Genomic DNA, 25756 nt, shown 5'->3' on the forward strand with positions numbered 1-25756 from the left:
TAACAGGCAAAGCCATACATCGGATACCAGTACGAAGCACAAGGGGAGATACATTATGGCTCAGGTATTTATCGCATTAGGAAGTAATCTGAATCAACCGCTGGCGCAGATCGACGCGGCCTTAGATGCGATTAAACACATTCCCCAAACGCAATTAGTTAACTGTTCTCGTTTCTACCGAACCAAACCTCTGGGTCCACAAGATCAGCCCGACTATCTGAATGCCGTGGTTGAAATCACGACACAGTTGCAGCCAGAGCAACTGCTGGACGCCACCCAATTGATAGAGTTAAATCAGGGACGCGTCAGAAAGGATGAGCGCTGGGGGCCACGTACTCTGGATTTAGACATTCTGTTGTTTGATAACCAAACGATTAACACACCGCGCCTGACTGTTCCCCACTACGATATGCATAATCGGGCATTTATGCTCTATCCGCTCGCGGATATCGCACCAGATTTGGTATTGCCTAATGGCATAAGCCTGGCGGAAATGCTCCAACGTATACCTGCCGATGGTCTGGAACCTTGGTTTCTGGAATAATATACTCTTCAGATTAAAGCGCGAATATCGCTAGCCCCCCCATCGTCACTAGGCGGATGACGTGATATACACGGTTTTAATTTTATCTATCTGCAGATTAATTAAGGATTATTTTTTACAAAGTTAAGCGCGTTATCTATGCTTAAATAATGAAATAGGGATATTACCATCCATTTAAAGCCTTCGGAGTTGTGCCATGTTTTTTGAAGGTATTATTATTAATATCAGCGTATTAATTGCTGGCTTTTACTTTATCTCCAAACTGTCCAGACTACCTTTAGATTCTCGAATCCCCGTAGGGAAAAAAATACAGATCGGTTTTTTTAATGGTCTACTCTGTTTTTTATTAATGAAATTCTCGATTTCAACCATTGATTACCCTCCGATAGACCTGAGGCATATTCCGCTGCTGATTGCCGCATGCTATGTTGGACCACTTGCTGCATTAATTACAGCAATCATTATTTCTATTTCCTGCATAATTATTAGCTTCACCGAAACCGGCACGATCGTTGCTATTAACTATTGCATTATTGGTCTGGCATTAACCGTTTGTTCATATTACATCCGTCGTTCAATACGCTATCGAGCCATATTATTTAGCATTATTACCCTTAGTTTTATCGTTATCGGCTACGCCTACAGCACTGGTCCAAACTTAGTCAAATTTGGCGAGTTTACCCTATTGATAACCTTATTCACTGCAGTGAGTATGTATCTGGCAATGATGTTGCTTAAAGATTTAAAACGCAAAAAACTAGAGATACTCACCTATCAAGGGCAAGCTCAACACGATTTTTTAACCAGTTTATTAAACAAACGGATGTTTGATCGGGCAATACGACACATTAATCAATATAAAGAAAATACCGTATTGATGCTGATAGATATTGATTACTTTAAAAAAGTTAACGATATATACGGTCATGACGCCGGAGATCTGGTGCTAAAAGAGATTGCTTCTATTCTGAACGCTCACACCGCCTACGGACAGAAGGTGTTTCGCATTGGTGGCGAGGAGTTTTCAGTCATCCTGATTGACTGTCCTGCTCCTCTGGCTAAAAAAATTGGCGAAGATATTTGCCAAGAAGTCGCGAACCATCCCTTTATACTCTCTAATGGCACCCGGATCCGCATTACGATATCCATTGGCATAAGTAGCAGCGGTCAAGACGGTGATAAAAATAGCCTTTCACTTTTCCGCCTCGCCGACCGCGCCTTATATCAGGCAAAGTCAGATGGTAGAAACCGCGTTTTTTACGCATCTGACGAGACTGTTCATCATCAAACAGTGTAATGAAACAGCTACTGTTTAGGCTGCATTGGTTTAACATCAGAACGTGTATTAGCAATACGTTCAGCCATCGCAGTAATTGAGTCTGTTTTTAAAATATAGAGTCGCTTAAGCGCAAATGGGTTATCACCCGGCTTCACTTTTCCTCTGACCGTGGTTACTGCTAAATGGTAGCCTGCCAGCCTCGCCGCCTGAATAGCGTCAGCGTTATAACCACCAAAAGGATAGGAAAGATAAATCACTTTTGGATTAAACTGGGCCAATGCCCGGCGAGAATGCTCAAAATCCAGTTCGATGTTATGTTCCGTACGGCTTAACAACACCGGCAGTTTATCATCGGAATAACGATGCAAAAAATGAGTATGGGACTGAATATCAAATACTTCCTGAATTTGTTTTAACTCACTAATACTCATAAACTGCAGATCATTAGGATCCCACGCCTGAGGGTGGCGCTTAATACGTGAAGAAATAATAAATGCGGTCGCCTGCAGATCATATTTCTTTAATACTGGATAAGCGTAGCGATACACCGACTTCAGCCCATCATCAAACGTCAGTACCAGCGCTTTAGCCGGAATATTAACGCTATTATTCAAATAACCTTCCAACTGATACAGCGAAATCGTTTCATATCCCGCTTCTTTCAAATACGCCATTTGACTATCAAACGCAGTATCCGATGTCGTGGTTGAGGTATGCCGAAAATACTTATTCTCGCTGTCTTTCAAAATATGGTGATAGGTTAGAATTGGAACGCCGTTATCCAGCTCACACTCATCAGCGCGGATGTATTTCGCATCATCACCAATATTAATTTCATACCAAAGTGAATCATCACTTTCTCTTAGCCGCCCTATAATCGGGTAGCGCAGGTTCTCTTCCAACACACCAAACACAGAGCTATTGTCCTTAGGATGATTATAAATAGTGGTTGGACGAACGGTAATTAAGTTCTGATTGATTTTCTGTAAATTAGTGAGCGCTAATCCGAGGATATTTTTTGATTTTCTCATCGGTAACACATCATCTCTGGAAATCAATCCATGCGCATTACCAAAAGTAAACTCGTAATAGTCTGAACTTAATGGGTAGACCATCATTTCTTCATCTTTATTCAGACGACCTACTTTAATAATGTTGTTACCAACCTGAGCTAAAATCTCACTGTCTTCAACAATACGAACCTGAACCGGAATCATCTCTTCATCGTTATATTCATTCTCGGTCTCAGCGTAAGCGTTGCTTGCTACAAACAATACAACCAATAAAGATAAAATAATCTGTGTGATAGAAAAACGTTTAAGGCTCATAAGCGATATATTTCTTATAGAAATAAAAATGATTGGCGGCAATGGGATTGAATATAACACAGCGTTTTTATTCACACATAAAGCTAAACATGACTAAAATCCTATTGTCATGCCCGATTATTTCTTGAAGTAACGGTAATGTCCGCTAATCGACCATAGAAATAAAATATCTTCAGCCCGCACACCAGAACCTATATTGTGAACGACTAAAGGCCGCCCTTCTCGGGTATAACGGTCAGTCACAATACCTATATGTGGTAATCCATTATTTAGACGCCAGGAAACAATATCACCGGGTAAATAGTCCGAAGCGTTGCTTGTTACCTGCCGCTCCATTCTATGCCGTTTAAAATAAGTTTCAAGATTTGGCACGCGTCGATGATCAATATTTGTATCCGGCTTTTTCAGGCCCCAGATACGCGGATAAGCCGCAAAGTTAACTTTCATATCCTGATGTACCAAACGCTGTAAATCAGCACCTTGAGCCCGTAAAGCTCGAATAACAACATCAGAACATACTCCGCGCGCTATCGGCACATCACCATCTGGATACGCTATCGATACATAGGCGGGATCGTAATACAGCGTCTTACCAATCTGCTGCTCAGCGCTAAGAGCCAGCGCTCGGTTATTGGGTTTTTCAATCAATCTATCCGAGCGCTGCCCTTCCGCTTTTAATGAGGGATTAAACATCATTAACGGTGCAATCAGTAATATCAGCACCGTTATTATCCTGAAAGCATTCATCCTTGAATCCTTTAATCGTTACAAAATTAACTACGCAGCCCGCGTCCACGGGAAATTAACCACCAACTTAACAGATAAAAAACTGCAGTAAACGCCGTTAATACGCCAAAAGTTAACGCCAGCGAGACATCGGAGATCCCCAGAAAACCGTAACGGAAACCGCTGATCATATAAACAATCGGGTTAATTTTTGAAATAGCCTGCCAAACTGGTGGCAACAGGGTTAACGAGTAAAATACGCCCCCCAGATAAGTCAGCGGTGTTAACACAAAGGTTGGCACAATACTGATGTCATCGAAAGTTTCAGCAAAAATGGCATTAACCAGCCCACCCAAAGAGAACAGCACCGACGTCAACAATAACGTCACGGCAATCACCCACCATGAGTGCACTTCCAGCGAAACAAAGAACAACGAAACCAAAGTTACCAAGACACCAACACAAACTCCCCTTGCCACCCCACCACCGACAAAGCCGAGAATGATAATGTGGGTCGGCACCGGCGCTACCAGCAATTCTTCAATACTATGCTGGTATTTAGCACCAAAGAATGACGACGCCACATTAGAGTAGGAATTGGTAATCACCGACATCATAATCAAACCAGGAACAATGAACTGCATATAGTCCACGCCCTGCATGTCACCAATACGAGATCCAATCAGATTACCGAAGATAATAAAATAAAGCGTCATGGTAATCACTGGCGGTACCAGCGTCTGAACCCAGATACGACCGAAACGGGTGACCTCTTTGACCCAGATACTTTTTAGCGCGACCCAGTACAAATGAATCATTCCGTCTCTTCCTTATAATCATTAACCAAATGAACGAACAGTTCTTCGAGTCGGTTGGCTTTATTACGCATACTCAGAACGGATACACCCTGGGCACTAAGCTGAGCAAATACACTATTTAACCCCTGCTCTCTCTCTACATCGACTTCCAGCGTCGCCGTGTCAATCAGGCGGCTAACGTAGCCATCCAGCTGAGGAATAGGGCTTTTAGGCGCTAAATCAAGAATAAAGGTTTCTGACTTCAGCTTAGACAGCAGTTCGCGCATTGAGGTATTTTCTACCAGCTCACCCTGACGAATAATGCCAATATTACGGCACAGCATCTCTGCTTCTTCTAAATAGTGAGTGGTCAGGATAATGGTAATCCCTTGCTGATTCAGCTCTTTCAGGAATTGCCACATCGAACGACGCAGTTCAATATCTACGCCTGCCGTCGGTTCATCAAGAATCAGCAATTTTGGCTGATGCATTAAAGCTCTGGCGATCATCAAACGGCGTTTCATACCGCCGGAAAGACGCATCGCTTTCTCGTTGCGCTTTTCCCAAAGCTCCAGTCGCTGCAGATAAGTTTTCGCTCGATTAAGCGCTTCCTGACGAGGAACGCCGTAGTAACCGGCCTGCGTCACCACAATCTGCATGACGGTTTCAAATGGATTAAAGTTGAATTCCTGTGGAACCAGACCGAGCTGGCGCTTGGCATTCACCAAATCATTATCAATATCATAGCCAAACACCCGAACCTGGCCGGACGTTTTGTTGACCAAAGAGCTGATAATACCGATGGTTGTGGACTTTCCTGCTCCGTTAGGACCAAGCAGCGCATAAAAATCGCCGGCTTCCACGTTCAGATTTATGCCTCGCAACGCTTTCACACCACCGGCGTAAACCTTACTCAATTGCGATAATTCCAAAGCGTATGTCATAAATTAGGGATTACCTTGTGTCAGATACTAAAAAAGACGATGAACTGAAATCTCTCTGACTTATATCGTAGTTCATCCGGTACATCTATACTTAATAGATTACAATTAGCACTATAGAAACATTTTTTTCAGGTATAAAATAAACTGATTATCGTTATCCCTCAACACCATAAAGGGACAACATCAGGTCCGCTTTCGAGCAAACAATCATCCGCAACTAACATCAGACTATAGTTAATCAGTGGTTCGGTTTTGAAAAACATGACCGTTACCTTATATTAACGCCATTGCAAACTGTGAGCTATTAAACTGTATGAAAGAAATTGAACGACTAATGCATAACAATGAGGTCTGGTCAGCCAGTATCAGTAACGATGATCCAGAGTTTTTTGAGCGTCTGGCATTGGCACAAAAACCACGTTTTCTATGGATTGGCTGCTCTGACAGCCGAGTGCCCGCCGAACGCTTAACCGGTCTGGAGCCGGGAGAACTGTTTGTTCATCGTAACGTTGCCAACCTGGTGATTCATACCGATCTTAACTGCCTGTCCGTTGTGCAATATGCCGTTGAAGTGCTGGAAGTAGAACACATTATTATTTGTGGGCACTATGATTGTGGCGGGGTTACCGCAGCAATTAATAATCCAGAACTAGGACTGATTAACAACTGGCTACTGCACATTCGCGACCTCTGGTACAAACACAGCTCATTAATTGGCGAATTTCCACCAGAAAAACGTGCCGATTTGCTCAGTGAAATTAACGTAGTTGAGCAAGTCTATAACCTGGGCCATTCCACTATTGTTCAGTCTGCCTGGAAAAGAGGTCAGAAAGTTCTGGTTCATGGTTGGGTATACGGTATGCAGGATGGAAAATTACGCGATTTGGAAGTCAGCGCTTCCAGCCGTGAATCACTTGAACTGTTATATCGCAAGGCTATTTCCACTCTGCTGGCAACAGATAAATAACCCACACTATCGTTAGTGGCTAAAATGGAACGTGATTAACATGCACGTTCCATTTTAATTATCTCAAGCGATCTTATTCGTCCAGCAATACCACTTTTCCGACATAAGGAAGATGGCGATAGCGTTGTGCATAGTCAATGCCGTAGCCCACAACAAACTCATCTTCAATAGAAAAACCGATATAATCAATCGGTACCTGAATTTCACGTCGGGAAGGTTTATCCAACAGAGTACATAGCGCGACTGAATTCGGCTCTCTCAGTTCCAGAATTTCCCGCACTTTAGTCAGCGTATAGCCGGTATCGATAATGTCTTCGACAATCAAGACATCTTTACCGCGGATATCTTCATCCAAATCTTTCAGAATTTTAACGTCACGGTTGCTACTCATGCTGCTGCCATAGCTGGATGCCGTAATAAAATCGACTTCATGATTAACCGTAATCATACGGCACAGATCGGCCATAAAAATAAAAGAACCACGCAGCAGACCGACCAAAACCAGCTCTCGACCGCTGTCACCATAACGTTCATTAATCTCTGAGGCGAGTTCAGCAATACGCGTTTTTACGTCTTGCTCGGTAAGCATAACTTCAACAATGTGTTTCATAGTGAAAAACCGATCAGGATCACCGATCGTATTATCCTTTTGGACGGAATAGAAAGCGCATGAGTTTAACACAACTCTGCTATTGGTGCGATGTGTTGCTTTAACAACAAATGAGGTAGGTAACTATTTGTAATGCTAGACAAGATGGCCGGTTAGCGTGATTAACCGGCCATAAAATCAATTTTTGATTCCGGCATCTTCTTCAACCTGACGGACAATTGCTTTGCCCATCCATTGAACAACATCCTGAATTTGATCGGAATCCAGATTCCAAATGTCTTTAAACACCAGAAACACTTCGGAACCATAAATCAGAGAAAACGCGTGCTTCATACGTTCTAAATCATCTGAAGCCACTTTGTCTTTCATCGGTTCTGCGGCAAGCTCAACCAAGCGCTTGCGATTACCCCGAACAAATAACGTACTCTGGTCTTTCTCTTTATCCAGCTTCTGTGAGCGCAGGTCGGCCCACTGTTGTAAAGAAACCTGAAGCGCCGCGCGTAATGCCCCTTCATGTTTTTCCAACTGAGGATAAGCAAACTCCAACAGCGCTGAAATACGCTCACCAACGGTATTCTCTTGGGGAGCCCATTCCTGAATTGGCCCTAAACTTTCATCAACAATCGATGAAACCAAAACACTCTGGGTTGGAAAGTAGCGATAGGCCGTTGCACGTGAAACACCAGCTGCATTTGCCAATTCCGTGATCGAAGGAAACCACCCTTGTTCAAGCATATCCATCGCAGTGGAAATTAGCTTGTTAAGTGTACGAGCACGGGCACGCGTTAAAACCGGCTGCTGTTCATTTGAAGCGACTTTTTGTCCGTTCTGTAAGTCATTTCTCATTTTTTATACGATACCCCAGTCTCATTTTGGCTATTATGCATACATGCGTTAAAGTATGTAGCGTTCACTAGTTTTACACCCTCGTCTAAATAATTTCAGAGCCAAGGAAGTGTTACGATGAAAAAGAAATCGATTTATATTGCCACCACTTTTGATACAAAAAGTGAAGAGGCTTTGTACATTCGGGACCTGATTAATGCAACTGACCTTTTGGTCACTACCGTTGATTTATCTACAAAATCTGCAGAAAATGACTTTGACTCCACTATTTCAGCTCAAGAAGTGGCACGCTTTCATCCACTGGGTGAAAAAAGTGTGTTCTGCGGTGACCGCGGAAAATCAATGGTTGCCATGGCTCTAGCGTTCCAACACTTCCTGCTATCACGCGACGATGTTGCAGGTTTAATTGGTCTAGGGGGCTCCGGCGGTACCGCTTTAATTACCCCGGCAATGCAGGCTTTGCCTATTGGCATTCCCAAATTAATGGTTTCTACCATGGCTTCCGGTGACGTGGCTAACTATGTTGGTGCCAGCGATATCGCGATGCTCTATTCCGTTACCGATATTGCCGGATTAAACCGAATTTCTCGTCAAGTATTGGCTAATGCCGCTCATAGCATGGCTGGCGCGGTTAAATACTCAGTTCCTGAAGTCAAAAACGAAAAACCAGCGTTAGGATTAACCATGTTTGGCGTAACGACGCCTTGTATGCAAGCTATTTCGACACATCTGGCAGATAAATTTGACTGTCTAACCTTCCATGCCACCGGAACCGGCGGTATGGCAATGGAAAAACTGGCGGCCAGTCATCTACTCGACGGCATGCTGGACATCACCACCACCGAAATTTGTGATCACCTGTTCGGTGGCGTGTTGGCCTGTGGCCCAGATCGTCTGGATGTCGTAGCAGCCACTAAAATTCCTTATGTTGGCTCCTGCGGTGCACTGGACATGGTCAATTTCGGCAATCCTGAGACCATTCCCACCCACTATAAAGATCGCCTGTTTTATTCCCATAATGCACAGGTCACCCTGATGCGTACTACCAAAGAAGAGAATCAAAAGCTGGGCGAATGGATCGGTCATAAGCTGAACGCTTGTGAAGGTGAAGTGCGCTTTTTAATCCCTGAAGGTGGCGTATCAGCCTTGGATGCCCCAGGGCAGCTATTCTGGTCGCCGGAAAATGATGCCGCATTGTTTGAAGCATTGGAGAAAACGGTTATTCAAACCGAGCGTCGTCGCTTGATCCGCGTCCCTTACAATATTAACGAACCACAGTTTGCAGAAGCCGCCGTGGCCCAATTTAACGAAATTTGGCATAAGAAATAAGGTATTTTTAGAGTGCGAGTTCAATCGGGTGTTTACCAATAGAAATCGCACTGATAGCTCGCCGTCAATTCAGACGTATTGCACATTAATTTTATCAGGCTAAGCACCCGCGACCTGTTTGCGGGTTATAAATATTTAAGATCAAGGAATCGAGATTATGATGAAGCATATTGTGTTACTACAGTTCAAAGAAAGTCATACGCCAGAAGAAATCAAACATGCCTTTGCTCTGCTTGAAGGATTAGGCAAAACCATTCCTCAAATTAAGTCATTTAAATATGGTAAATACGACAGCAATGAAGGCATGAATCACGGTTTCGATTATGGCTTTGAAATTGAGTTTGATAATGCAGCAGACCGGGATATCTACCTATTCCACCCCGATCACGTTGCAGTGGCGGGCCAAGTCATCCCAATGTTAAGACATGGTACTGATTCACTGGTAGCCTTTGACTACGATCCTGCTAAAGGCCTGTAATAGCCGTTTGGCAAACGATAAAAATCCCCTCCGGTATTATCCGGTGGGGATTCAGATAGACTCATATAACTTGTTATATGTAACGTTTTATCTATTACTTTTTATATAGCTGTGCTGAAATCCGCCAATAGGGAGAGGTGTCGTAAGATCTTGCACCAATAATCCGATAATATAGCGCCCCCTGCTTTTCCGCTTTAGTCTCAATAGCCTTTACCGCTTCATCCAGCGTATCGGCCCTTACCGTCTCAGCAATCACTCCCATACTCTGGAGATTCATCTTTTCAACCTGATCGGTATTGATAACTTCGGTAATGGCATAAGCAGTATTGATGCAGAAAGTAAGAAACATGGCATACAGAATCGCGAACGCTTTCATTTTTCTGCCCCTTCAAGGATTCAAATACTGCTTATCATACGCCGGAAAAATCAACGGATAAAAATATTATTCCTCAGTGCTAGTTCTCATCTCCCCTGCGAACCTTATCACTGGATTTCACTAAAAATATTAACGATAGATTTCTGCTGATACATGCCAGCTATTCGAGTTATCAGGAGATTCTGCAGCAATAACGCGATAGTAAGAGGCATTTTCGCTTTCAGCCTGTTTAGCCAAGGCATTGACTGCATCATCAAGATCGATAGCCTGAACCGATTTTGAAATAGACCCCATACTTTGTAATTGGCTGGCCTGCTGGCTGGTAACCTGAGTTGCTGCATAAGCTGAACCGACGCTAAAGGTTAATAACAGAGCGGCTAGAGTTGTTGAAACTTTCATGATGTTTACCTTCGTTGCTTATTTAAAATATTTGAATATCATAATAAAAATAACTTAAATTACGATAGAAGAATAAATCAATGCATTGATTAAATTGATGAATTAATAAAAATCTAAGTCAATTTAATTCAATCTATGCAAGGATAATAAAACTAAAAATGTGATCCAGATTAGCTTTTAATGCTCATTTTTTTTAACATATGTACAAATAACCACCAAAAAAACCACGCTTTCCAGCCCTGCTGCCCCTCGGTATTCCTTTGACTTTTAATGCTGTTTAATTTGACTCTTTTCCTTGCTTAAAATACTGTACCGTACAGTACCAAATGTGAGAATGATAATAGAAGATTGGTAATAAATTAGGCTGCAACCGCCATCTGTATATGTTGAGTTATAGCCATCAGATGCCACTACAAGCTGAAATAATCTTAGCCAATCGACGCCGGTTCTAAAATCAACAAAAGGTAATGAGTTATGCTTCAAACCACCATTATTAAAGAGTTAGTCAATTGGATTGAAGGTCATCTGGAGGAGCCATTAACCGTTAAGCGGGTTGCAACTAAATCAGGTTATTCCCAATGGCATTTACAGCGGTTATTTAAAGACACTACCGGTGATTCTCTGGCTTACTATATTCGTAAAAAACGCTTACAAAATGCCGCTTCAGAGTTAAAACAAAGCAAAAGAACCATCGCTGATATTGCCTACCAATACCAGTTTGATTCTCAACAGAGTTTTACCCGAGCCTTTAAGAAAATGTTCTCTACAACGCCATCAGATTACCGTTATCACAGTTAAAGATAAACGAGGAAAAAATGATCGGTAAAATAGGAAAAGTCATGGTTCATCATCATCCGAAAAGATGAATCTGACTTTCCCAAGCTGACACATCTAACATCATCAGCCAAAGTAGACTAAAACTCCACCATTGGTAGATAGCCGAACAAAAAAGTTTTCTCAATGCATTACAATATGCTAACGTCATAACATTAATAAAATTAATGTCGATATAATGAATAATAAATCTATTTTTACCCTCCCATTACTACTGCTGTCACTTGTCGGGTTTTCATCAACCTGCCAAGCGCTAACAGAATCGGAAGCTGAAGAATTAGCCGACCTTACCGCAGTATTCTTCTATCTGAAAAGAGAGTGCGGGTACCAAGACCTGCCTATCCCCGAGATCAAGCGAGCGTTGATCTATTTTGCACAACAAAACCGTTGGGATTTAAGCAACTACAATCAAATCAATATGGAAGCTCTGGGGCAGTCCAGCTATAACGATTTAAAAAAAATCCCGATTCCTCAAGAGATTAAGTGTAAAGCCCTATCCAAAGATTCATTCGGTATCATGGCCCACTAACGGCCGACAGTGCTTTACTCTTTTGTCCTTACTCCACCGTGATCTTAAAAACCAGCCGATTAATTATCTGAGAAAACAAATGAATAGCCATTAATCGTGCATAACGACAGTGAGTCCGTTATTATAACGCGCTCACTTTTTTGTCCGATACAAAGGATTCGCGGTAATGTCTGATAAAGAGATCTGGTTTGAAACGCTACATAGCGGCTTTGGGCAGTTTTTTTCCATTAAGAAAACCTTATATCACAATAAAACCGACCATCAGGATCTGATCATTTTTGAAAATGATGTTATGGGTCGCGTTATGGCGCTGGATGGCGTCGTGCAAACGACAGAGCGCGATGAATTTATTTATCATGAAATGATGGCCCATATCCCCATTTTCGCTCACGGTAAAGCCAAGCGAATCCTGATTATTGGCGGTGGTGATGGAGGAATGCTACGCGAAGTCTGTCGTCACCAAGGCGTAGAGCACATCACCATGGTGGAAATCGATGCCAATGTGGTTGAATTCTGCCGTGAATACTTGCCACACCACAGCGCGGGTTCCTATGAAGATCCACGGTTTAATCTGGTAATTGAAGACGGCGTTAACTTCGTTAACCAAACCGAGCTGAAATTCGACGTGATCATCTCCGACTGTACCGACCCTATCGGCCCAGGAGAAAGCCTGTTTACCTCTGATTTCTATCAGGGCTGTGCCCGCTGCCTCAATGAAAATGGCATCTTTGTTGCCCAAAATGGTGTGTGTTTTTTACAACAGGATGAAGCCGTTAATAGTCACCAAAAGCTCGCCAATTACTTTGAAGACGTCAGCTTTTATCAAGCAGCCATTCCAACCTATTACGGTGGAATCATGACTTTTGCCTGGGCAAGCCAGAACCCTCAATTACGTCATCATCAGTTAACAACTATAGAATCCCGATTTACAGCATCAGGCATGCACTGTCGCTATTACAATCCGGCGATACACCTTGGTAGTTTTGCCTTACCGCAATATTTACAAGATGCATTATCCCAATAATAATATCTCTTTCTATCAACCTGAACATAAGGCGGTGACCCAAATTGCATAAGCTAAAACTGCACGGCTTCAATAACTTAACCAAAAGCCTGAGTTTTTGTATTTATGATATCTGTTATGCCAAAACGGCCCATGACAGAGAGCAATACATTGCTTACATCGATGAACAATATAACGCGAATCGGCTAACTGAAATCCTGAGCGAAACCTGTTCAATTATTGGCGCAAATATTCTCAATATTGCCCGTCAGGATTACGATCCTCAGGGCGCCAGCGTCACTATTTTGATTAGCGAAGAACCGATAGATCCCAGCCTGGTAGACCAGTCTGAACATCCCGGTCCGCTGCCTGATTCAGTCGTTGCCCACTTGGATAAAAGCCATATCTGTGTTCATACTTATCCTGAAAGCCATCCCCAAGGCGGGCTCTGTACTTTCCGGGCAGATATCGAAGTGTCGACCTGTGGTGTGATTTCTCCGTTAAAAGCGCTCAATTATCTGATTCATCAGCTTGAGTCCGATATTGTCACTCTGGACTACCGAGTACGCGGTTTTACTCGCGATATCAGTGGCGTAAAACACTATATCGACCATCAAATTAACTCCATCCAGAATTTTATGACGGCAGACATTACGTCGCTTTACCATATGGTGGACGTAAATGTTTATCAGGAGAATATCTTTCATACCAAGATGATGCTGAAAGAGTTCGACCTCGATCATTACCTGTTTAATGCTAAGCCGGAAGATTTGGATAAGAATGAACGCCAATATATCACGCGTTTGTTGCGTAAAGAGATGCAGGAAATTTACTACGGTAGAAACATGCCTGAAGTGACGATCTGACGCTACGCAGCGCCACGCCCGACGGGCGTGGCAACATTAACATCGTTTATTGTCGACTATCATTAGCCTGACGCAACAGCGTACGACTTTCATTTAAGAAGTGTGTCGCGTAATCCCCAAACCACGCTTTCACCTGATTAAAGTTATCGATAAACTCCGCTTTATCGCCATTCTCCAACCAACCAATAGCATCACCAAAGCAGGCATAATAACGTTTAATCAATGCCAGGTTATCTTTGGACGACATAATGATATCCGCATACAGCTCAGCATCTTGAGCAAACAGGCGGCCAATCATCGCCAGTTCCAAACGATAAATCGGTGAAGACAGCGCTAACAGCTGTTCAAGCTGCACCTTCTCATGGGAGAGGTTTAGCCCATAGGTAAAGGTAGCAAAGTGACGTAATGCCTGAATAAATGCCATATTTTTATCGTGTTCTACAGCATTGATCGCCTGTAGCTTGGCACCCCACACCTGAAGCTGCTGTAAAAACCACTGATACGCATCTGGCTGACGTCCATCACAATAAGCAATAACCTGCTTAGCCAAACTACCCACATCAGGGCCAAACATCGGGTGCAAACCGAGTACTGGTCCGCTATGGACGTCCAACATCGCCTGCAATGGCGGACTCTTCACCGATGCTAAATCCACCAGAATACACGCCTCTGGTAGCTTAGGCAGTCGCTGAATAACCTGTTCAGTAATATGAATCGGTACGCTGACCATCACCATTCCTGCTCCAGAGAGAATGCTTTCAGCATCAGGCCAGTCATTCTGCTCCAGCACGCGAACCTGATAGCCGGAGAGCTTAAGCAATTTACTGAACAGCTGTCCCATTTTGCCCTGACCACCAACAATCACGATCGGCCCCATCTCCGGCTTTAATGTCTTAAAGCCTTTATCGTTTTCACTGGTGTACGATTCACGCATAATGCGACGCAGCACATCTTCGATTAAATCAGGCGGCACACCAAGTTGCTGCGCTTCTTCACGTCGAGAAGCCAACATACTGATTTCACGTTCAGGAACATAAATAGGTAAACCATATTGGCTCTTTACCTCTCCGACTTCTGCAACCAGATCCAACCGTTTTGCCAGCAGTTTTAATAACGCTTTATCAACTTCGTCAATCTGATCGCGCAGGGTCGTCAGCTCAGCCACCATTTGTCTTATATCTCCTAAAACAGAACGCAGTATGCTCTTATTCTAATAAGCACTTCGTCGCCCAATGGCGACGAAGTTCGATAAGTTAATATATCAATAAATGTTGATAAAAATCACTGACAAACTAGCTCTCGCTGTTTTAACTCCTGATGTACACGACGCAGCAAAGTATCGGTGGTTTCCCAGTTGATACAGGCATCCGTCACGGAAACACCGTAACGCATATCGCTGCGCGGCTGTTCTGATGATTGATTACCTTCATGAATATTACTTTCTAACATCAGACCAATGATCGAGCGATTACCCGCTTTAATCTGTTCCAAACAGGAATAAACCACCTCTGACTGGCGACGGAAGTCTTTATTCGAATTACCGTGGCTACAGTCAATCATCAGTGCAGGATTCAAGCCCGCCTTTTTCATCTGCTCTTCACAGGCCTGAACATGTTCGGCCTCATAGTTAGGGGTTTTACCACCGCGCAGAATAACATGACCGTTTGGGTTACCCTGCGTTTGTAGCAGACAGACCTGACCGGACTGATTAATCCCCACAAAACGGTGGGGCATTGCAGCCGCTTTCATCGCATTAATGGCTGTACCCAAGCTGCCATCGGTGCCATTTTTAAAACCGACCGGCATAGAAAGACCTGATGCCATTTCACGGTGGGTCTGAGACTCGGTAGTACGTGCACCAATCGCTGACCAGCTAAACAGATCGCCCAAATATTGTGGACTGTTAGGATCCAGCGCCTCGGTGGCTAACGGTAATCCCATTGAAACCAGTTCAAGCAGGAGTTTGCGAGCCAAATGCAAACCATGTTCAACATCGAAAGAACCATCCATATGTGGATCGTTAATCAGCCCTTTCCAACCAACGGTAGTTCTTGGCTTCTCAAAATAGACGCGCATAACAATAAATAGTTGGTCTTTAGTTTCATCGGCTAATTTCTTTAATCGGTGAGCATACTCAATCGCCGCATCCGGGTCGTGAACCGAGCAAGGGCCACAAACCACCAACAAGCGCTTGTCACGCCCGTGTAAAATATCCGAAATAGTCTGACGAGAAGCAGAAATACTCCCTTCATCGATAGCGCTGAGTGGATACTTAGCTTTTAGCTCTTCTGGCGTAATCAAAACCTGCTCGTCACTAATATTGACGTTATTTAATTTATCTTTTTGCATGATCATTTTTTATTCCTTAAAACCATCCAACCCAACAAGGTTAAAACACCAGATATTGAAGAGAATATAACACTACCAGCCAAGTGTAAACTTTATAATCCATTAATGTAAACATATTTTTACTATCAATTTTACAGTAGGATAAAAATGAGAAAAAATCGCTAAACAAGCGGAGACAACATTTATCTTAACTGGCTGAAATGCACAGATAGAGACTCTCATGTTAAACTAGCCAAAATCGGTGGAGGAAATATGTTTAGAGCGCTTATTGTTGATGATGAACAACCGGCCAGAGAAGAATTGGCTGAATTACTTGCTGAAGTAGACGACCTCACTGTCGTAGGCGAGTGCAGCAATGCTCTGGAAGCTATTCAGGCGATTCATCGCCTACAGCCGGATGTGGTTTTTTTGGATATTCAAATGCCAAGAATTAGCGGATTAGAGATGACCGCAATGCTCGATCCTGCCACCATGCCACATATTGTGTTCACGACCGCTTATGATGAATATGCCATCAAAGCTTTCGAGCAAGATGCTTTTGATTACCTGCTGAAACCCATCGATTATCAAAGGCTATCTAAAACCATTGAGCGGTTAAAAAATGCCAAATCCGTAAATAATAGTTTACACATCATTAGTGATATGGCACTAAAACATATTCCTTGTTATGGGCACAATCGTATTTTTTTACTTCGTCTGGAAGAAGTTGAATATCTCAGTTCAGAAATCAGTGGGGTACATGTCGTTGGTATTCACCAAAGCGGCTATACTCAGCTCACATTGAAAATACTGGAAGAAAAAACGCCCTTTGCTCGTTGCCATCGTCAACATCTGGTTAATCTCGATCGAGTCAGCGAAATTCAACTATTGGATAATGGTGCTGCCGAAGTCATTACCCGGGCAGGTAAACATATTCCTGTCAGCCGGCGTTACTTAAAACCGCTAAAAGAACAGTTGGGTATTGTGTAAAATATGACGACCTGCTGCGCTGAATAGTTTTGCAAATAAAGGCTCACCAAAGGCTATAAGATGAAAGACATTATCGCATTGATCCTTACCCTAACCCTGACCGGTTGTTCTTCTGAAGGCACCATGCCTGGCGATCTAGAGACTCATGCCCCGACCTCTAAATGGTTTGATATTGGCTATCAGGAAGCCGCATCGGGCAACGATATAAAAGAGGATACGGTTCTGTCCGAATGGTATGGCGAAGAAGATATCAATCGCCAAGCCTATCTACAAGGCTATGCCAAAGGCCAGACAGTGTTGTGCAAATCAGAAAATATCATTGAACTGGCTAAAGCCGGAAAAGAATATCCTGCGAGTTGCAATAGCGTTTCTAACGCTGAACAGCTTAAGCAGGGCTGGCGGCAACTCGTAGAAAAATAATCGATATTAGTTACCGCAGCTCCCTATTAGGGCCACACCGAAAATCAGTATTATTGACTGATTTTCGGCTGCGCTATCTGGTTAATGCCGCCTTCATTAAGCACGTTGGTATAACCCATCTCTAACAACGCCTGTTGAGCCAATCCCGATTGGCGCCCGGAATTACAATAAAGATGAACCGTATCGTCTTTGTTTTTAACCTGACTAGCCACTTCAGCAGTTAACTGTTTGAGTGGAATATTAATCGCACCCTGAATATGTTCAGATTGATATTGTTCCGGTATACGAACATCAATCCAATACTCTGCGGCTAAAACAGAAGTGCTACACAAGAACACGATCAACAGTAAACCTTGTCTGAACATAAAATATCTCCCTGAAAAACAAACCCAAAACAAAAAAGTAATATAACGTCACCGATAGATTAAATAATATCATGACAAAAAAATGTGATCGGCGGCAGCCTCTATGACTGGCTTATTCCTTTATCGATTTACCCTGCCAATAAGGGAGGTAGGAAATGTTGTCTCTGCGATATAACCTTCTAAATACCAAAAAATTAATTTAATTCTGTATCGTTGATAAAATTTTTTGATAATTAAAAATTATTTTATTGATGAAGCAATATCAAATAAAATTAAAAAATCATTTAAATACATAAAGCTATAGAAAAACCAGCCATATAAGTCAATTATATTTAAAAATAGAGCGCTGACTGTCAAATTAAACTAACCAATAATCAGCAATTGATCCCCATCACACACGATCCGTGCTAAAAACATTACTTTCTCTATATACGCAATACTTTCCTCTCCCTTGAGTTTAGGAGAAATATGAAAAGGTTACATTTAGAACAATAAATATAATTCCATTAATTCCTACCTATTAAAACCTGCTATAAAGGAATGCCTTATGAATAATAATAGTAAAAATACATTGATGCCCTACTGGATTAGAATGGTCATTATATTCTTCCTCGGTTGGGTCGCCATCTACGCGGGAAGAACCGTTCTTAGCCCCATAATGCCGATGATCCAGACTGATTTCGGACTATCAAAAACAGAACTCGGCATGATCAGCAGTTTGTTCTTTCTGGCCTATACTGCACTACAAATTCCAGCGGGTATTCTTGGGGATAAAATCGGCCGTAAGAAAATTATGGTTCAGGGATTTGTACTATTTGCCATTTTCATCGCCTCTATCAGCATTTCCCCATCGTTTCTTATTTTTATCGTCTTATGGATGCTGACCGGTGCTTCACAGGGAGCCTATTATGGTCCGCAGTATGCCCTGTCATCTGAAGCTATTCCGAAAAAATGGATTACGCTGGGTAGCGCCATTATCGGTAGTGGTATGTCCTTTGGTATCGCCATCGGTTACTACTTATCCAGCACCATGATTCAGACGTTTAATACTTCATGGAAAATGCCGTTTTTGGTGATTGCCGTTCCTATTTTTGCTATCGCCATGCTAATGCTGTTTTTCATTAAAGAAAAAGCACCAGTGACCGAGCCCGTCGTCAATACCGCAAAAGCACAGGAACCCGCAGAACCCTTCAGCTTCTGGGATCTGTTTAAAAACCGCAACCTGCTGTTAGCCTACATCACCATATTCTGCTCGATCTACGGCTTCTTTGTAATTATTACCTGGCTACCCTACTACCTACAGCAAGAACGCGGTATGGATATCGTTAAAGCCGCTGGTATTGCTTCCATTGTTCCATGGATTTCTGTAATAGGAACGTTAATCTGTAGTTATGCCTCCGATAAGATGGGTAGAAGAAAGCCGGTTGTTCTGTTTATGCTACCGTTATCATTAGTCGCTATTTTTGGCATTGTTTATTCAACCTCAGAAGCTACACTGATTGCCGTTCTGATTCTGTATGGCTTTATCGGTAAAATCAGTCTGAACCCAGTATTGGTCGCACTGGTGGCCGATAATGCGCCAAAAGCCTCACTGAGTACCGCTTTCGGGCTGTATAACTTCTTCGGTATGGCATCGTCAATCGTCGCCCCAATTATGACGGGTTTTCTGGCGGACAAAACCGGCAGCCTAAACACCGGTTTCTATTGCGCTGCGGTCATAACCGTTGTGGGTATTGTTGCTATGTTGTTTGTGACAGAAAAACAAAAACAGTAAGCGCGATGACATGAATAACACAGCCAGTCAGCTAAATCAGCGACTGGCTGTTTTTTTAAGCTCAGCGATTCGAGCAATACTCTTTTCAGCCTCTCCCCTCTTTAATTAACAGCACAACACAAATCCCCAAATCTACAAATGGATAGTTAGACCTCAATAAAATCATCCTCACAAATCAATTGACTGACCGTCAGTCTAGTTAGTACTATCAATGCATATCAAGATATCAATCATATGGGGAGATTGATGTCACCGCTTAAAGCGCTCAGGCATACGCCAAACGGCGGTAAATCAATCGCCAACCTAATGGATAGCTCAAAGGTAAACAGAAGGAATAACAAAATGAGAAAATTAAAAGTTGAGAAGTATATTCACGATAAACTTGATGAATCCTTTATGGTTCCTGTGGCATTTATTCAGTTTTTAAATATAGCGGCACCCAATGCCGCGCTCTCTGAGCTCAAACAGGTTGGTTTTGATTTTCAACAAATCATAACGGCAAGTAAGCAAAATGAGCCGTATCAAACGTCGGTCGAAGTGGAAGAGAAAGGGATCATGAAAAGAATTGATATTAGCCTTGTTCAATAATATCTGCTGATAAAATGCAGCATCAAAAATGATGTGGGCAGTTGTTCATTTTTAGATTGCTCAAGATAAGAAGAACAAGGTTGTTATAATCAATCCCTGTTAATTTTACCTACTCCCCACATATATAAGGCCCAGTAATTAATATAGCTGTGTCTTATATATTTATATAGAAATACGTGAAGGGAAAACGCTATTCCCAATCAATTAGTTAAATTTATCTTTACATTAATATGGCTTAAAATAATATTTACACCACTAAACTCAACGCATGATGAAAAATTAAAATAACAAATAAAATCATATGGATAATCTAAAATTAAAACAATTTTTCAGCTTCTCTACACTATAAATAAAAATAAAGATTATTTGATTTTAAGTAGTTTCCATCATAATGATTTCAATAGAAATTCATACTCAATTACGCCCCAAATGACGACTTCAATATTTCAGCCAACCTTTCATCTCCGATAAGTACCATAATTATTTATTCATCGCTAATTGAATATAGTAGCATTCAGGTTTATGATATTATCAAACATGGAACATCACTGAATACAGACATTATATTTACCTCAACGAAACGCTCTAAACAGCCAGTTTCGGCGGTGATCTTATGCTTGTTTTTTGAAATACCCTACTTGTAAATGGCAATAGCCAATTTAAAAATAATTGAAGCTTAAACATGTTGCTATTTAATTGGTTAGCAAAAGTCATGCTGGTGTCGCTACGAGTTATTGTCTGGTATCAATAACGTTTACCTTGATAACCAACTAAACTGTAAAGTGCTAAATCATATACGAATAGCCTACCGTTTAATCATGTCATGTTGGCGTATTACCTTAATCAAGCACAAAGAAAACCCAGCTAACATAAATAGCTGTTCGACTCATTAGGATAGAGTATGATTTTTTTTAAATTAATAGATAAAGCAATGGATTATATTAATCCCATAACAAAATGGAAAGCAGCATTCTGTCTGCTAATGGCAATGTATACGCCTGTAACACTGTCTGCGACCATCATTCAGAATGGACGAGGATTAGTGGGCATTCTTGATTCAAACATTTCGGCGACGCTAACAGGAACATCAAATTACTGGGCAACTCAGCCATCTAGTTACGTCCTGTTAGCCTTTTTCCAAGATGGGGCCAGCTGTAATCAGTCACTAATGATGGATATTGACGGCGTTAAAGGAATTAAATTTAATACCGCAGGTACGCTGATGTTAGTTCCTGAAATCACCTATGTTGATAAGCGAACCTGGGGGGGTAACTCCGATACAGTGACCGGTATTTTTACTGGTTACGGTTCATCTACCAGTGATAATTTAGGTGAATATACCTCATGTATATTGCAACCCTACCAATCCTCGCCAAGTTCATCTGTTGATGTCATTATGACTCATAATGTAACCGCAACTGGCCGGATTTTGATTTATGGAACAGGTCAGCAAGTCACGTCCTCAACTGCTGGTTTGAGTTATCCTTTAAAAATGGTTATTCAAAATCCCAGAATTGCACCGGCACAATATGCAAAAAATATTTTAGTCAGTACCGGATCTTGGTCCACTGTCGTTAGCGATTTAGCATGTACCTTAACCACTCCCACATTGATTGATTTCGGTCCGCAACCTGCTAATGCCGCAGCAAACCAATTACTGGCGGCCAAAACCGTTAATTTATCCGTTGGTTGTCAACAATCACAAAATAAAATTGCAGCCACACTCTCATTAATGGCTCGTACAAATCTGGCGTATTACTCTGGTAATGACAATCAGGTCAATCTAAATAACAGCGCGGGGACTGCCGGAGCCTATGTAACAATGGATATCAATGTTAATGGCACATCCAAACCAGTCTCATTTAACCGTCAGTATATTGATATTGGTAGTATTGACAGTACGCAATCCGCAGCTAACTTTAATTATCCAGTAACCTATACACTGTATTCAAAAGGGACAGGCATGACAGGAAAAGTCAGCGGTAGTGCTGAATTGTCGATCGTCATGCGCTGAGTGAATAGCATAGAAAACATACTATTCCGTGTGACTAAACATGCCTATTTTACCAAACAAAAAACCCAGCCATCATAATGATAAAGCTGGGTTTTTTAGTCTTCCTGAGACTTAGTGGAACGCTATAAGCTTATTCCCATTCAATCGTCGCTGGCGGTTTCCCGGAAATATCATAAACCACACGAGAAATACCATTTACTTCATTGATAATGCGGTTAGATACCCGCCCCAAGAAGTCATATGGCAAATGCGCCCAGTGCGCGGTCATAAAGTCGATAGTCTCAACTGCACGCAGTGAAACCACCCAATCATATTTACGACCATCGCCCATCACGCCAACCGAACGCACAGGTAAGAACACGGTAAATGCCTGGCTCACCTTATTGTACAGATCCGCTTTATGCAGCTCTTCAATAAAGATAGCGTCAGCGCGACGCAACAGATCACAGTACTCTTTCTTCACTTCACCCAGAACACGAACGCCCAAGCCTGGGCCCGGGAATGGATGACGGAACAGCATGTCGTGAGGTAGACCCAGTTCTAAACCAATCTTACGAACTTCATCTTTGAACAGCTCTTTCAGCGGTTCTACCAGCCCCATCTTCATCTCTTCCGGTAAGCCACCGACGTTATGGTGAGACTTAATCACGTGAGCTTTACCGGTAGCCGATGCAGCAGACTCAATAACATCAGGATAGATCGTGCCCTGAGCCAGCCATTTTACGTTGGTCTGTTTAGAAGCTTCTTCATCAAAGACTTCAACGAATACTCGACCGATGGTTTTACGTTTAGCTTCTGGCTCGTCAATTCCCGCTAATGCGCTCAAGAAGCGCTGTTCAGCCGGAACATGCACAATATTCAGGCCAAAACGGTCACCAAACATTTCCATGACCTGCTCTGCTTCATTCAGACGCAGCAGGCCGTTATCCACAAATACGCAGGTTAAACGCTTGCCAATGGCACGGTGTAACAGCATCGCGGTAACGGAAGAGTCAACGCCACCAGACAGGCCAAGAATAACTTCATCCTCGCCCACTTGCTGGCGAATACGTTCAACCGCATCATCAATAATTGTCGCAGGAGTCCATAACGCCTCACAGCCACAAATATCCAGCACAAAGCGTTTTAACAGGCTTAAACCCTGATGGGTATGCGTCACTTCAGGATGGAATTGTAAACCGTAAAAGTGCTTCTCTTCGTTCGCCATAATGGCAAACGGGCAGGTATTAGTACTGGCAACGGCTTTAAAGCCGGCTGGAATCGCCGTCACTTTATCACCATGGCTCATCCACACATCAAGCTGTGGTTTACCGTCCGCAGAGAGAGCATCGCAGATATCGCGAACAAATTCGCTGTCATTGATAATATCAACTTTGGCATAACCAAATTCACGTTCGTCAGAACCCTGAACCTGACCACCAAGCTGCATTGCCATCGTCTGCATACCATAGCAAATGCCTAATACAGGAATACCTGCATTAAACACATACTCCGGAGCTCGCGGGCTACCGGCTTCAGTGGTGCTCTCCGGGCTACCGGACAGAATAATGCCTGTTGGATTGAATTCACGAATTTGCGCTTCGCTAACGTCCCACGCCCAAAGTTCACAATAAACGCCGATTTCACGTACGCGGCGGGCAATTAACTGGGTATATTGAGAACCAAAATCCAGAATCAGAATGCGGTGCTGATGAATGTTTTTTGACATGTATCGCTTTCCAAAAACGGTAATGTGAGGCCTGATAGCAGGCCGGACAAGAAGAAATTTCCCGGTATTATAGCCGTGTTGGCAGGGAGAATACGAGAGGTGAATTTTGCTAACTCACCCTCTCGTTTTACTTCATTGGGGTTCAGAATTTATCTGAATCAACCCATACGGTAGTTCGGCGACTCTTTAGTGATCGTCACATCATGTACGTGGCTTTCCTGAATACCGGCACCGGTAATACGCACAAACTCCGCTTTAGTACGCAGTTCATCAATCGTGCCACAGCCAGTCAGGCCCATACAAGAACGCAGTCCGCCCATTTGCTGATGAATAATCGCTTTCAGATAACCTTTGTAAGCTACGCGACCTTCAATACCTTCCGGTACCAGCTTATCAGCAGCATTATCCGTCTGGAAGTAACGATCTGAAGAGCCTTTGGACATCGCACCTAATGAGCCCATACCACGGTATGATTTAAATGAACGCCCTTGATACAGTTCAATCTCACCCGGAGATTCTTCAGTACCGGCTAACATTGAACCCACCATGACACAGGAAGCACCAGCAGCAATCGCTTTCGCAATATCACCGGAGAAGCGGATACCGCCGTCGGCAATAACCGGAATACCTAAGTGGCCAACGGCTTCAACCGCATCGGCAATCGCAGTAATTTGTGGCACACCAACACCGGTTACGATACGTGTGGTACAGATAGAGCCAGGACCAATACCGACTTTCACCGCGTTAACACCGGCCTGCGCCAGAGCCAATGCGCCTGCGGCCGTCGCCACGTTACCGCCAATGATTTGTAGATCAGGATAAGCTGCGCGGGTTTCACGAATACGTTGTAATACCCCTTCAGAATGACCATGGGACGAGTCGATAAGTAAAACGTCTACACCTGCTTCAACTAGCGCAGCTACACGTTCTTCGTTACCAGCACCGGCGCCTACCGCAGCACCGACGCGTAAGCGACCATGCTCATCTTTACACGCGTTAGGCTTACGCTCTGCTTTCTGGAAATCCTTAACCGTAATCATGCCGCGCAGGTGGAATTTGCTGTCAACAACCAACGCTTTCTCCACACGCTTTTCATGCATCTTTTGAAAAACCACATCGCGATCTTTAGCTTCGGTTTCATTGACCGTTACCAAACGCTCTTTTGGCGTCATCAGTCCGCTGACGGGTTGATCAAGGTCAGTTACAAAGCGCACATCACGCCCGGTAATAATACCAACCAGTTCATTATTTTTCGCCACCACCGGATAACCGGCAAATCCGTTAACCAGCGCCATTTCTTTCACTTCACGAACGGTGGTCTCAGGGCTAACGGCAATTGGATCGGTAACAATACCGCTTTCATGTCTTTTCACCCGACGGACTTCTTCCGCTTGGCGTTCAATAGACATATTTTTATGAATAAATCCGATACCGCCTTCCTGGGCTAAAGCGATAGCCAGGTTAGCTTCAGTCACGGTATCCATAGCGGCTGAAAGCATAGGAACATTCAAACGAATTGTTGAGGTCAACATCGTTGATAGTTCAGCAGTGTTAGGTAATACGGTCGAATGGGCAGGGACGAGTAGAACGTCGTCGAATGTTAGGGCTTCTTTAGCAATGCGTAGCATGGGCAATATCTCACCGGGTTAGGGGTTTAGAAACAGATAAAATATTGCCGTGGCATTATACAGAGCTATGTTGCTTGATACCACAT

27 protein-coding genes are annotated in these 25756 nt (G+C 43.0%); 14 read left to right on the forward strand and 13 right to left on the reverse strand.

Translation table 11 applies throughout. The annotated features are described in order from the left end of the window. The first annotated feature begins 55 nt into the window (after nt 1-55). Nucleotides 56-544 carry a 2-amino-4-hydroxy-6-hydroxymethyldihydropteridine diphosphokinase gene (gene folK, locus EL341_RS12745; protein WP_047781676.1) on the forward strand — a complete coding sequence of 163 codons (489 nt, stop codon included), beginning with the start codon at nt 56-58 and terminating at the stop codon, nt 542-544. A gap of 196 nt (nt 545-740) precedes the next feature. Beyond that, nucleotides 741-1841 (forward strand): GGDEF domain-containing protein, encoded by a 1101-nt coding sequence (locus tag EL341_RS12750; RefSeq protein WP_126467927.1) that lies wholly within the window; start codon nt 741-743, stop codon nt 1839-1841. Nucleotides 1842-1849: 8 nt separating this feature from the next. Here EL341_RS12750 and EL341_RS12755 read toward each other — a convergent pair whose 3' ends face one another. From EL341_RS12755 to EL341_RS12770, 4 genes are all read right to left on the reverse strand, one after another. Continuing rightward, a complete protein-coding gene (locus EL341_RS12755) occupies nt 1850-3151 on the reverse strand; it encodes a polysaccharide deacetylase family protein (protein WP_408634860.1) in 1302 nt (433 codons plus the stop codon). 117 nt (nt 3152-3268) lie between these two features. Continuing rightward, nucleotides 3269-3847, reverse strand: a complete 579-nt coding sequence (locus tag EL341_RS12760; RefSeq protein WP_197723525.1) for a DUF1287 domain-containing protein — start codon at nt 3845-3847, stop codon at nt 3269-3271. Nucleotides 3848-3924: 77 nt separating this feature from the next. Then, a complete protein-coding gene (locus EL341_RS12765; RefSeq protein WP_047781679.1) occupies nt 3925-4695 on the reverse strand; it encodes an ABC transporter permease in 771 nt (256 codons plus the stop codon). Beyond that, entirely contained in the window at nt 4692-5618 is a 927-nt protein-coding gene (locus EL341_RS12770) for an ABC transporter ATP-binding protein (RefSeq protein WP_047781680.1), read from the reverse strand. Before EL341_RS12770 ends, EL341_RS12765 begins: the two co-directional genes overlap by 4 nt. Nucleotides 5619-5931: 313 nt before the next feature. Between EL341_RS12770 and can the strand changes: the two genes are divergently transcribed. Continuing rightward, a complete protein-coding gene (gene can, locus EL341_RS12775) occupies nt 5932-6585 on the forward strand; it encodes a carbonate dehydratase (RefSeq protein ID WP_047781681.1) in 654 nt (217 codons plus the stop codon). A 73-nt stretch (nt 6586-6658) separates the two neighbouring features. Here the strand turns inward: can and hpt are convergent, their stop codons facing one another. Both hpt and EL341_RS12785 read right to left on the reverse strand, forming a co-directional pair. Beyond that, nucleotides 6659-7195: a hypoxanthine phosphoribosyltransferase gene (gene hpt / locus EL341_RS12780; protein WP_047781682.1), complete on the reverse strand. Its 537-nt coding sequence runs from the start codon at nt 7193-7195 to the stop codon at nt 6659-6661. 177 nt (nt 7196-7372) lie between these two features. After that, complete coding sequence (locus tag EL341_RS12785; protein ID WP_047781683.1) at nt 7373-8041, reverse strand: TetR/AcrR family transcriptional regulator; 669 nt, start codon at nt 8039-8041, stop codon at nt 7373-7375. A 117-nt stretch (nt 8042-8158) separates the two neighbouring features. On the opposite strand from EL341_RS12785, the gene EL341_RS12790 reads away from it, so the two are divergent. Together EL341_RS12790 and EL341_RS12795 are read left to right on the forward strand one after the other, a co-directional pair. Continuing rightward, nucleotides 8159-9370: a Tm-1-like ATP-binding domain-containing protein gene (locus EL341_RS12790; protein WP_074823383.1), complete on the forward strand. Its 1212-nt coding sequence runs from the start codon at nt 8159-8161 to the stop codon at nt 9368-9370. Nucleotides 9371-9527: 157 nt separating this feature from the next. Next, on the forward strand, nt 9528-9848 hold the full coding sequence (locus EL341_RS12795; RefSeq protein WP_047781685.1) for a Dabb family protein: 321 nt from the start codon (nt 9528-9530) through the stop codon (nt 9846-9848). A 94-nt stretch (nt 9849-9942) separates the two neighbouring features. Here the strand turns inward: EL341_RS12795 and EL341_RS12800 are convergent, their stop codons facing one another. Both EL341_RS12800 and EL341_RS12805 read right to left on the reverse strand, forming a co-directional pair. Beyond that, nucleotides 9943-10224, reverse strand: a complete 282-nt coding sequence (locus tag EL341_RS12800) for a YdgH/BhsA/McbA family protein (RefSeq protein WP_074823386.1) — start codon at nt 10222-10224, stop codon at nt 9943-9945. A gap of 129 nt (nt 10225-10353) precedes the next feature. Further along, nucleotides 10354-10623 carry a YdgH/BhsA/McbA-like domain containing protein gene (locus EL341_RS12805; protein WP_047781687.1) on the reverse strand — a complete coding sequence of 90 codons (270 nt, stop codon included), beginning with the start codon at nt 10621-10623 and terminating at the stop codon, nt 10354-10356. A 474-nt stretch (nt 10624-11097) separates the two neighbouring features. Between EL341_RS12805 and EL341_RS12810 the strand changes: the two genes are divergently transcribed. The 4 genes from EL341_RS12810 (at nt 11098) to speD (ending at nt 13855) form a co-directional block, all read left to right on the forward strand. Continuing rightward, nucleotides 11098-11421, forward strand: a complete 324-nt coding sequence (locus EL341_RS12810) for a helix-turn-helix domain-containing protein (RefSeq protein ID WP_053007640.1) — start codon at nt 11098-11100, stop codon at nt 11419-11421. 214 nt (nt 11422-11635) lie between these two features. Further along, the gene (locus tag EL341_RS12815; RefSeq protein ID WP_047781688.1) at nt 11636-11986 is read left to right on the forward strand and encodes a YacC family pilotin-like protein; all 351 of its coding nucleotides are present in this window, start codon (nt 11636-11638) and stop codon (nt 11984-11986) included. Nucleotides 11987-12152: 166 nt separating this feature from the next. After that, complete coding sequence (gene speE, locus EL341_RS12820; protein ID WP_047781689.1) at nt 12153-13010, forward strand: polyamine aminopropyltransferase; 858 nt, start codon at nt 12153-12155, stop codon at nt 13008-13010. Nucleotides 13011-13054: 44 nt separating this feature from the next. Next, nucleotides 13055-13855, forward strand: coding sequence for an adenosylmethionine decarboxylase (gene speD, locus EL341_RS12825; RefSeq protein WP_047781690.1), 801 nt, complete (start codon nt 13055-13057; stop codon nt 13853-13855). 46 nt (nt 13856-13901) lie between these two features. Here speD and tyrA read toward each other — a convergent pair whose 3' ends face one another. Both tyrA and EL341_RS12835 read right to left on the reverse strand, forming a co-directional pair. Beyond that, nucleotides 13902-15023, reverse strand: a complete 1122-nt coding sequence (gene tyrA, locus EL341_RS12830; protein WP_074823389.1) for a bifunctional chorismate mutase/prephenate dehydrogenase — start codon at nt 15021-15023, stop codon at nt 13902-13904. Nucleotides 15024-15136: 113 nt separating this feature from the next. Next, nucleotides 15137-16204, reverse strand: coding sequence for a 3-deoxy-7-phosphoheptulonate synthase (locus EL341_RS12835; RefSeq protein WP_047782733.1), 1068 nt, complete (start codon nt 16202-16204; stop codon nt 15137-15139). A 252-nt stretch (nt 16205-16456) separates the two neighbouring features. On the opposite strand from EL341_RS12835, the gene btsR reads away from it, so the two are divergent. Beyond that, the gene (gene btsR / locus EL341_RS12840) at nt 16457-17173 is read left to right on the forward strand and encodes a two-component system response regulator BtsR (protein ID WP_126467931.1); all 717 of its coding nucleotides are present in this window, start codon (nt 16457-16459) and stop codon (nt 17171-17173) included. 60 nt (nt 17174-17233) lie between these two features. Beyond that, nucleotides 17234-17593: a DUF2799 domain-containing protein gene (locus EL341_RS12845; RefSeq protein ID WP_047781693.1), complete on the forward strand. Its 360-nt coding sequence runs from the start codon at nt 17234-17236 to the stop codon at nt 17591-17593. A 50-nt stretch (nt 17594-17643) separates the two neighbouring features. Here EL341_RS12845 and pspE read toward each other — a convergent pair whose 3' ends face one another. Further along, nucleotides 17644-17958: a thiosulfate sulfurtransferase PspE gene (gene pspE, locus EL341_RS12850; protein WP_047781694.1), complete on the reverse strand. Its 315-nt coding sequence runs from the start codon at nt 17956-17958 to the stop codon at nt 17644-17646. A gap of 547 nt (nt 17959-18505) precedes the next feature. Between pspE and EL341_RS12855 the strand changes: the two genes are divergently transcribed. The 3 genes from EL341_RS12855 (at nt 18506) to EL341_RS12865 (ending at nt 22334) form a co-directional block, all read left to right on the forward strand. Beyond that, nucleotides 18506-19732: an MFS transporter gene (locus EL341_RS12855; protein WP_126467933.1), complete on the forward strand. Its 1227-nt coding sequence runs from the start codon at nt 18506-18508 to the stop codon at nt 19730-19732. A 246-nt stretch (nt 19733-19978) separates the two neighbouring features. Next, nucleotides 19979-20320, forward strand: a complete 342-nt coding sequence (locus EL341_RS12860; RefSeq protein ID WP_126467935.1) for a hypothetical protein — start codon at nt 19979-19981, stop codon at nt 20318-20320. A 901-nt stretch (nt 20321-21221) separates the two neighbouring features. Then, nucleotides 21222-22334, forward strand: a complete 1113-nt coding sequence (locus EL341_RS12865) for a fimbrial protein (RefSeq protein ID WP_053007641.1) — start codon at nt 21222-21224, stop codon at nt 22332-22334. A gap of 130 nt (nt 22335-22464) precedes the next feature. Here EL341_RS12865 and guaA read toward each other — a convergent pair whose 3' ends face one another. Then, entirely contained in the window at nt 22465-24042 is a 1578-nt protein-coding gene (gene guaA, locus EL341_RS12870) for a glutamine-hydrolyzing GMP synthase (RefSeq protein WP_047781697.1), read from the reverse strand. Nucleotides 24043-24200: 158 nt separating this feature from the next. Then, nucleotides 24201-25670, reverse strand: coding sequence for an IMP dehydrogenase (guaB, locus tag EL341_RS12875; protein ID WP_074823397.1), 1470 nt, complete (start codon nt 25668-25670; stop codon nt 24201-24203). Nucleotides 25671-25756: the final 86 nt, after the last annotated feature.

It is taken from the genome of Pragia fontium, assembly GCF_900638655.1.
Lineage (GTDB): Bacteria > Pseudomonadota > Gammaproteobacteria > Enterobacterales > Enterobacteriaceae > Pragia > Pragia fontium.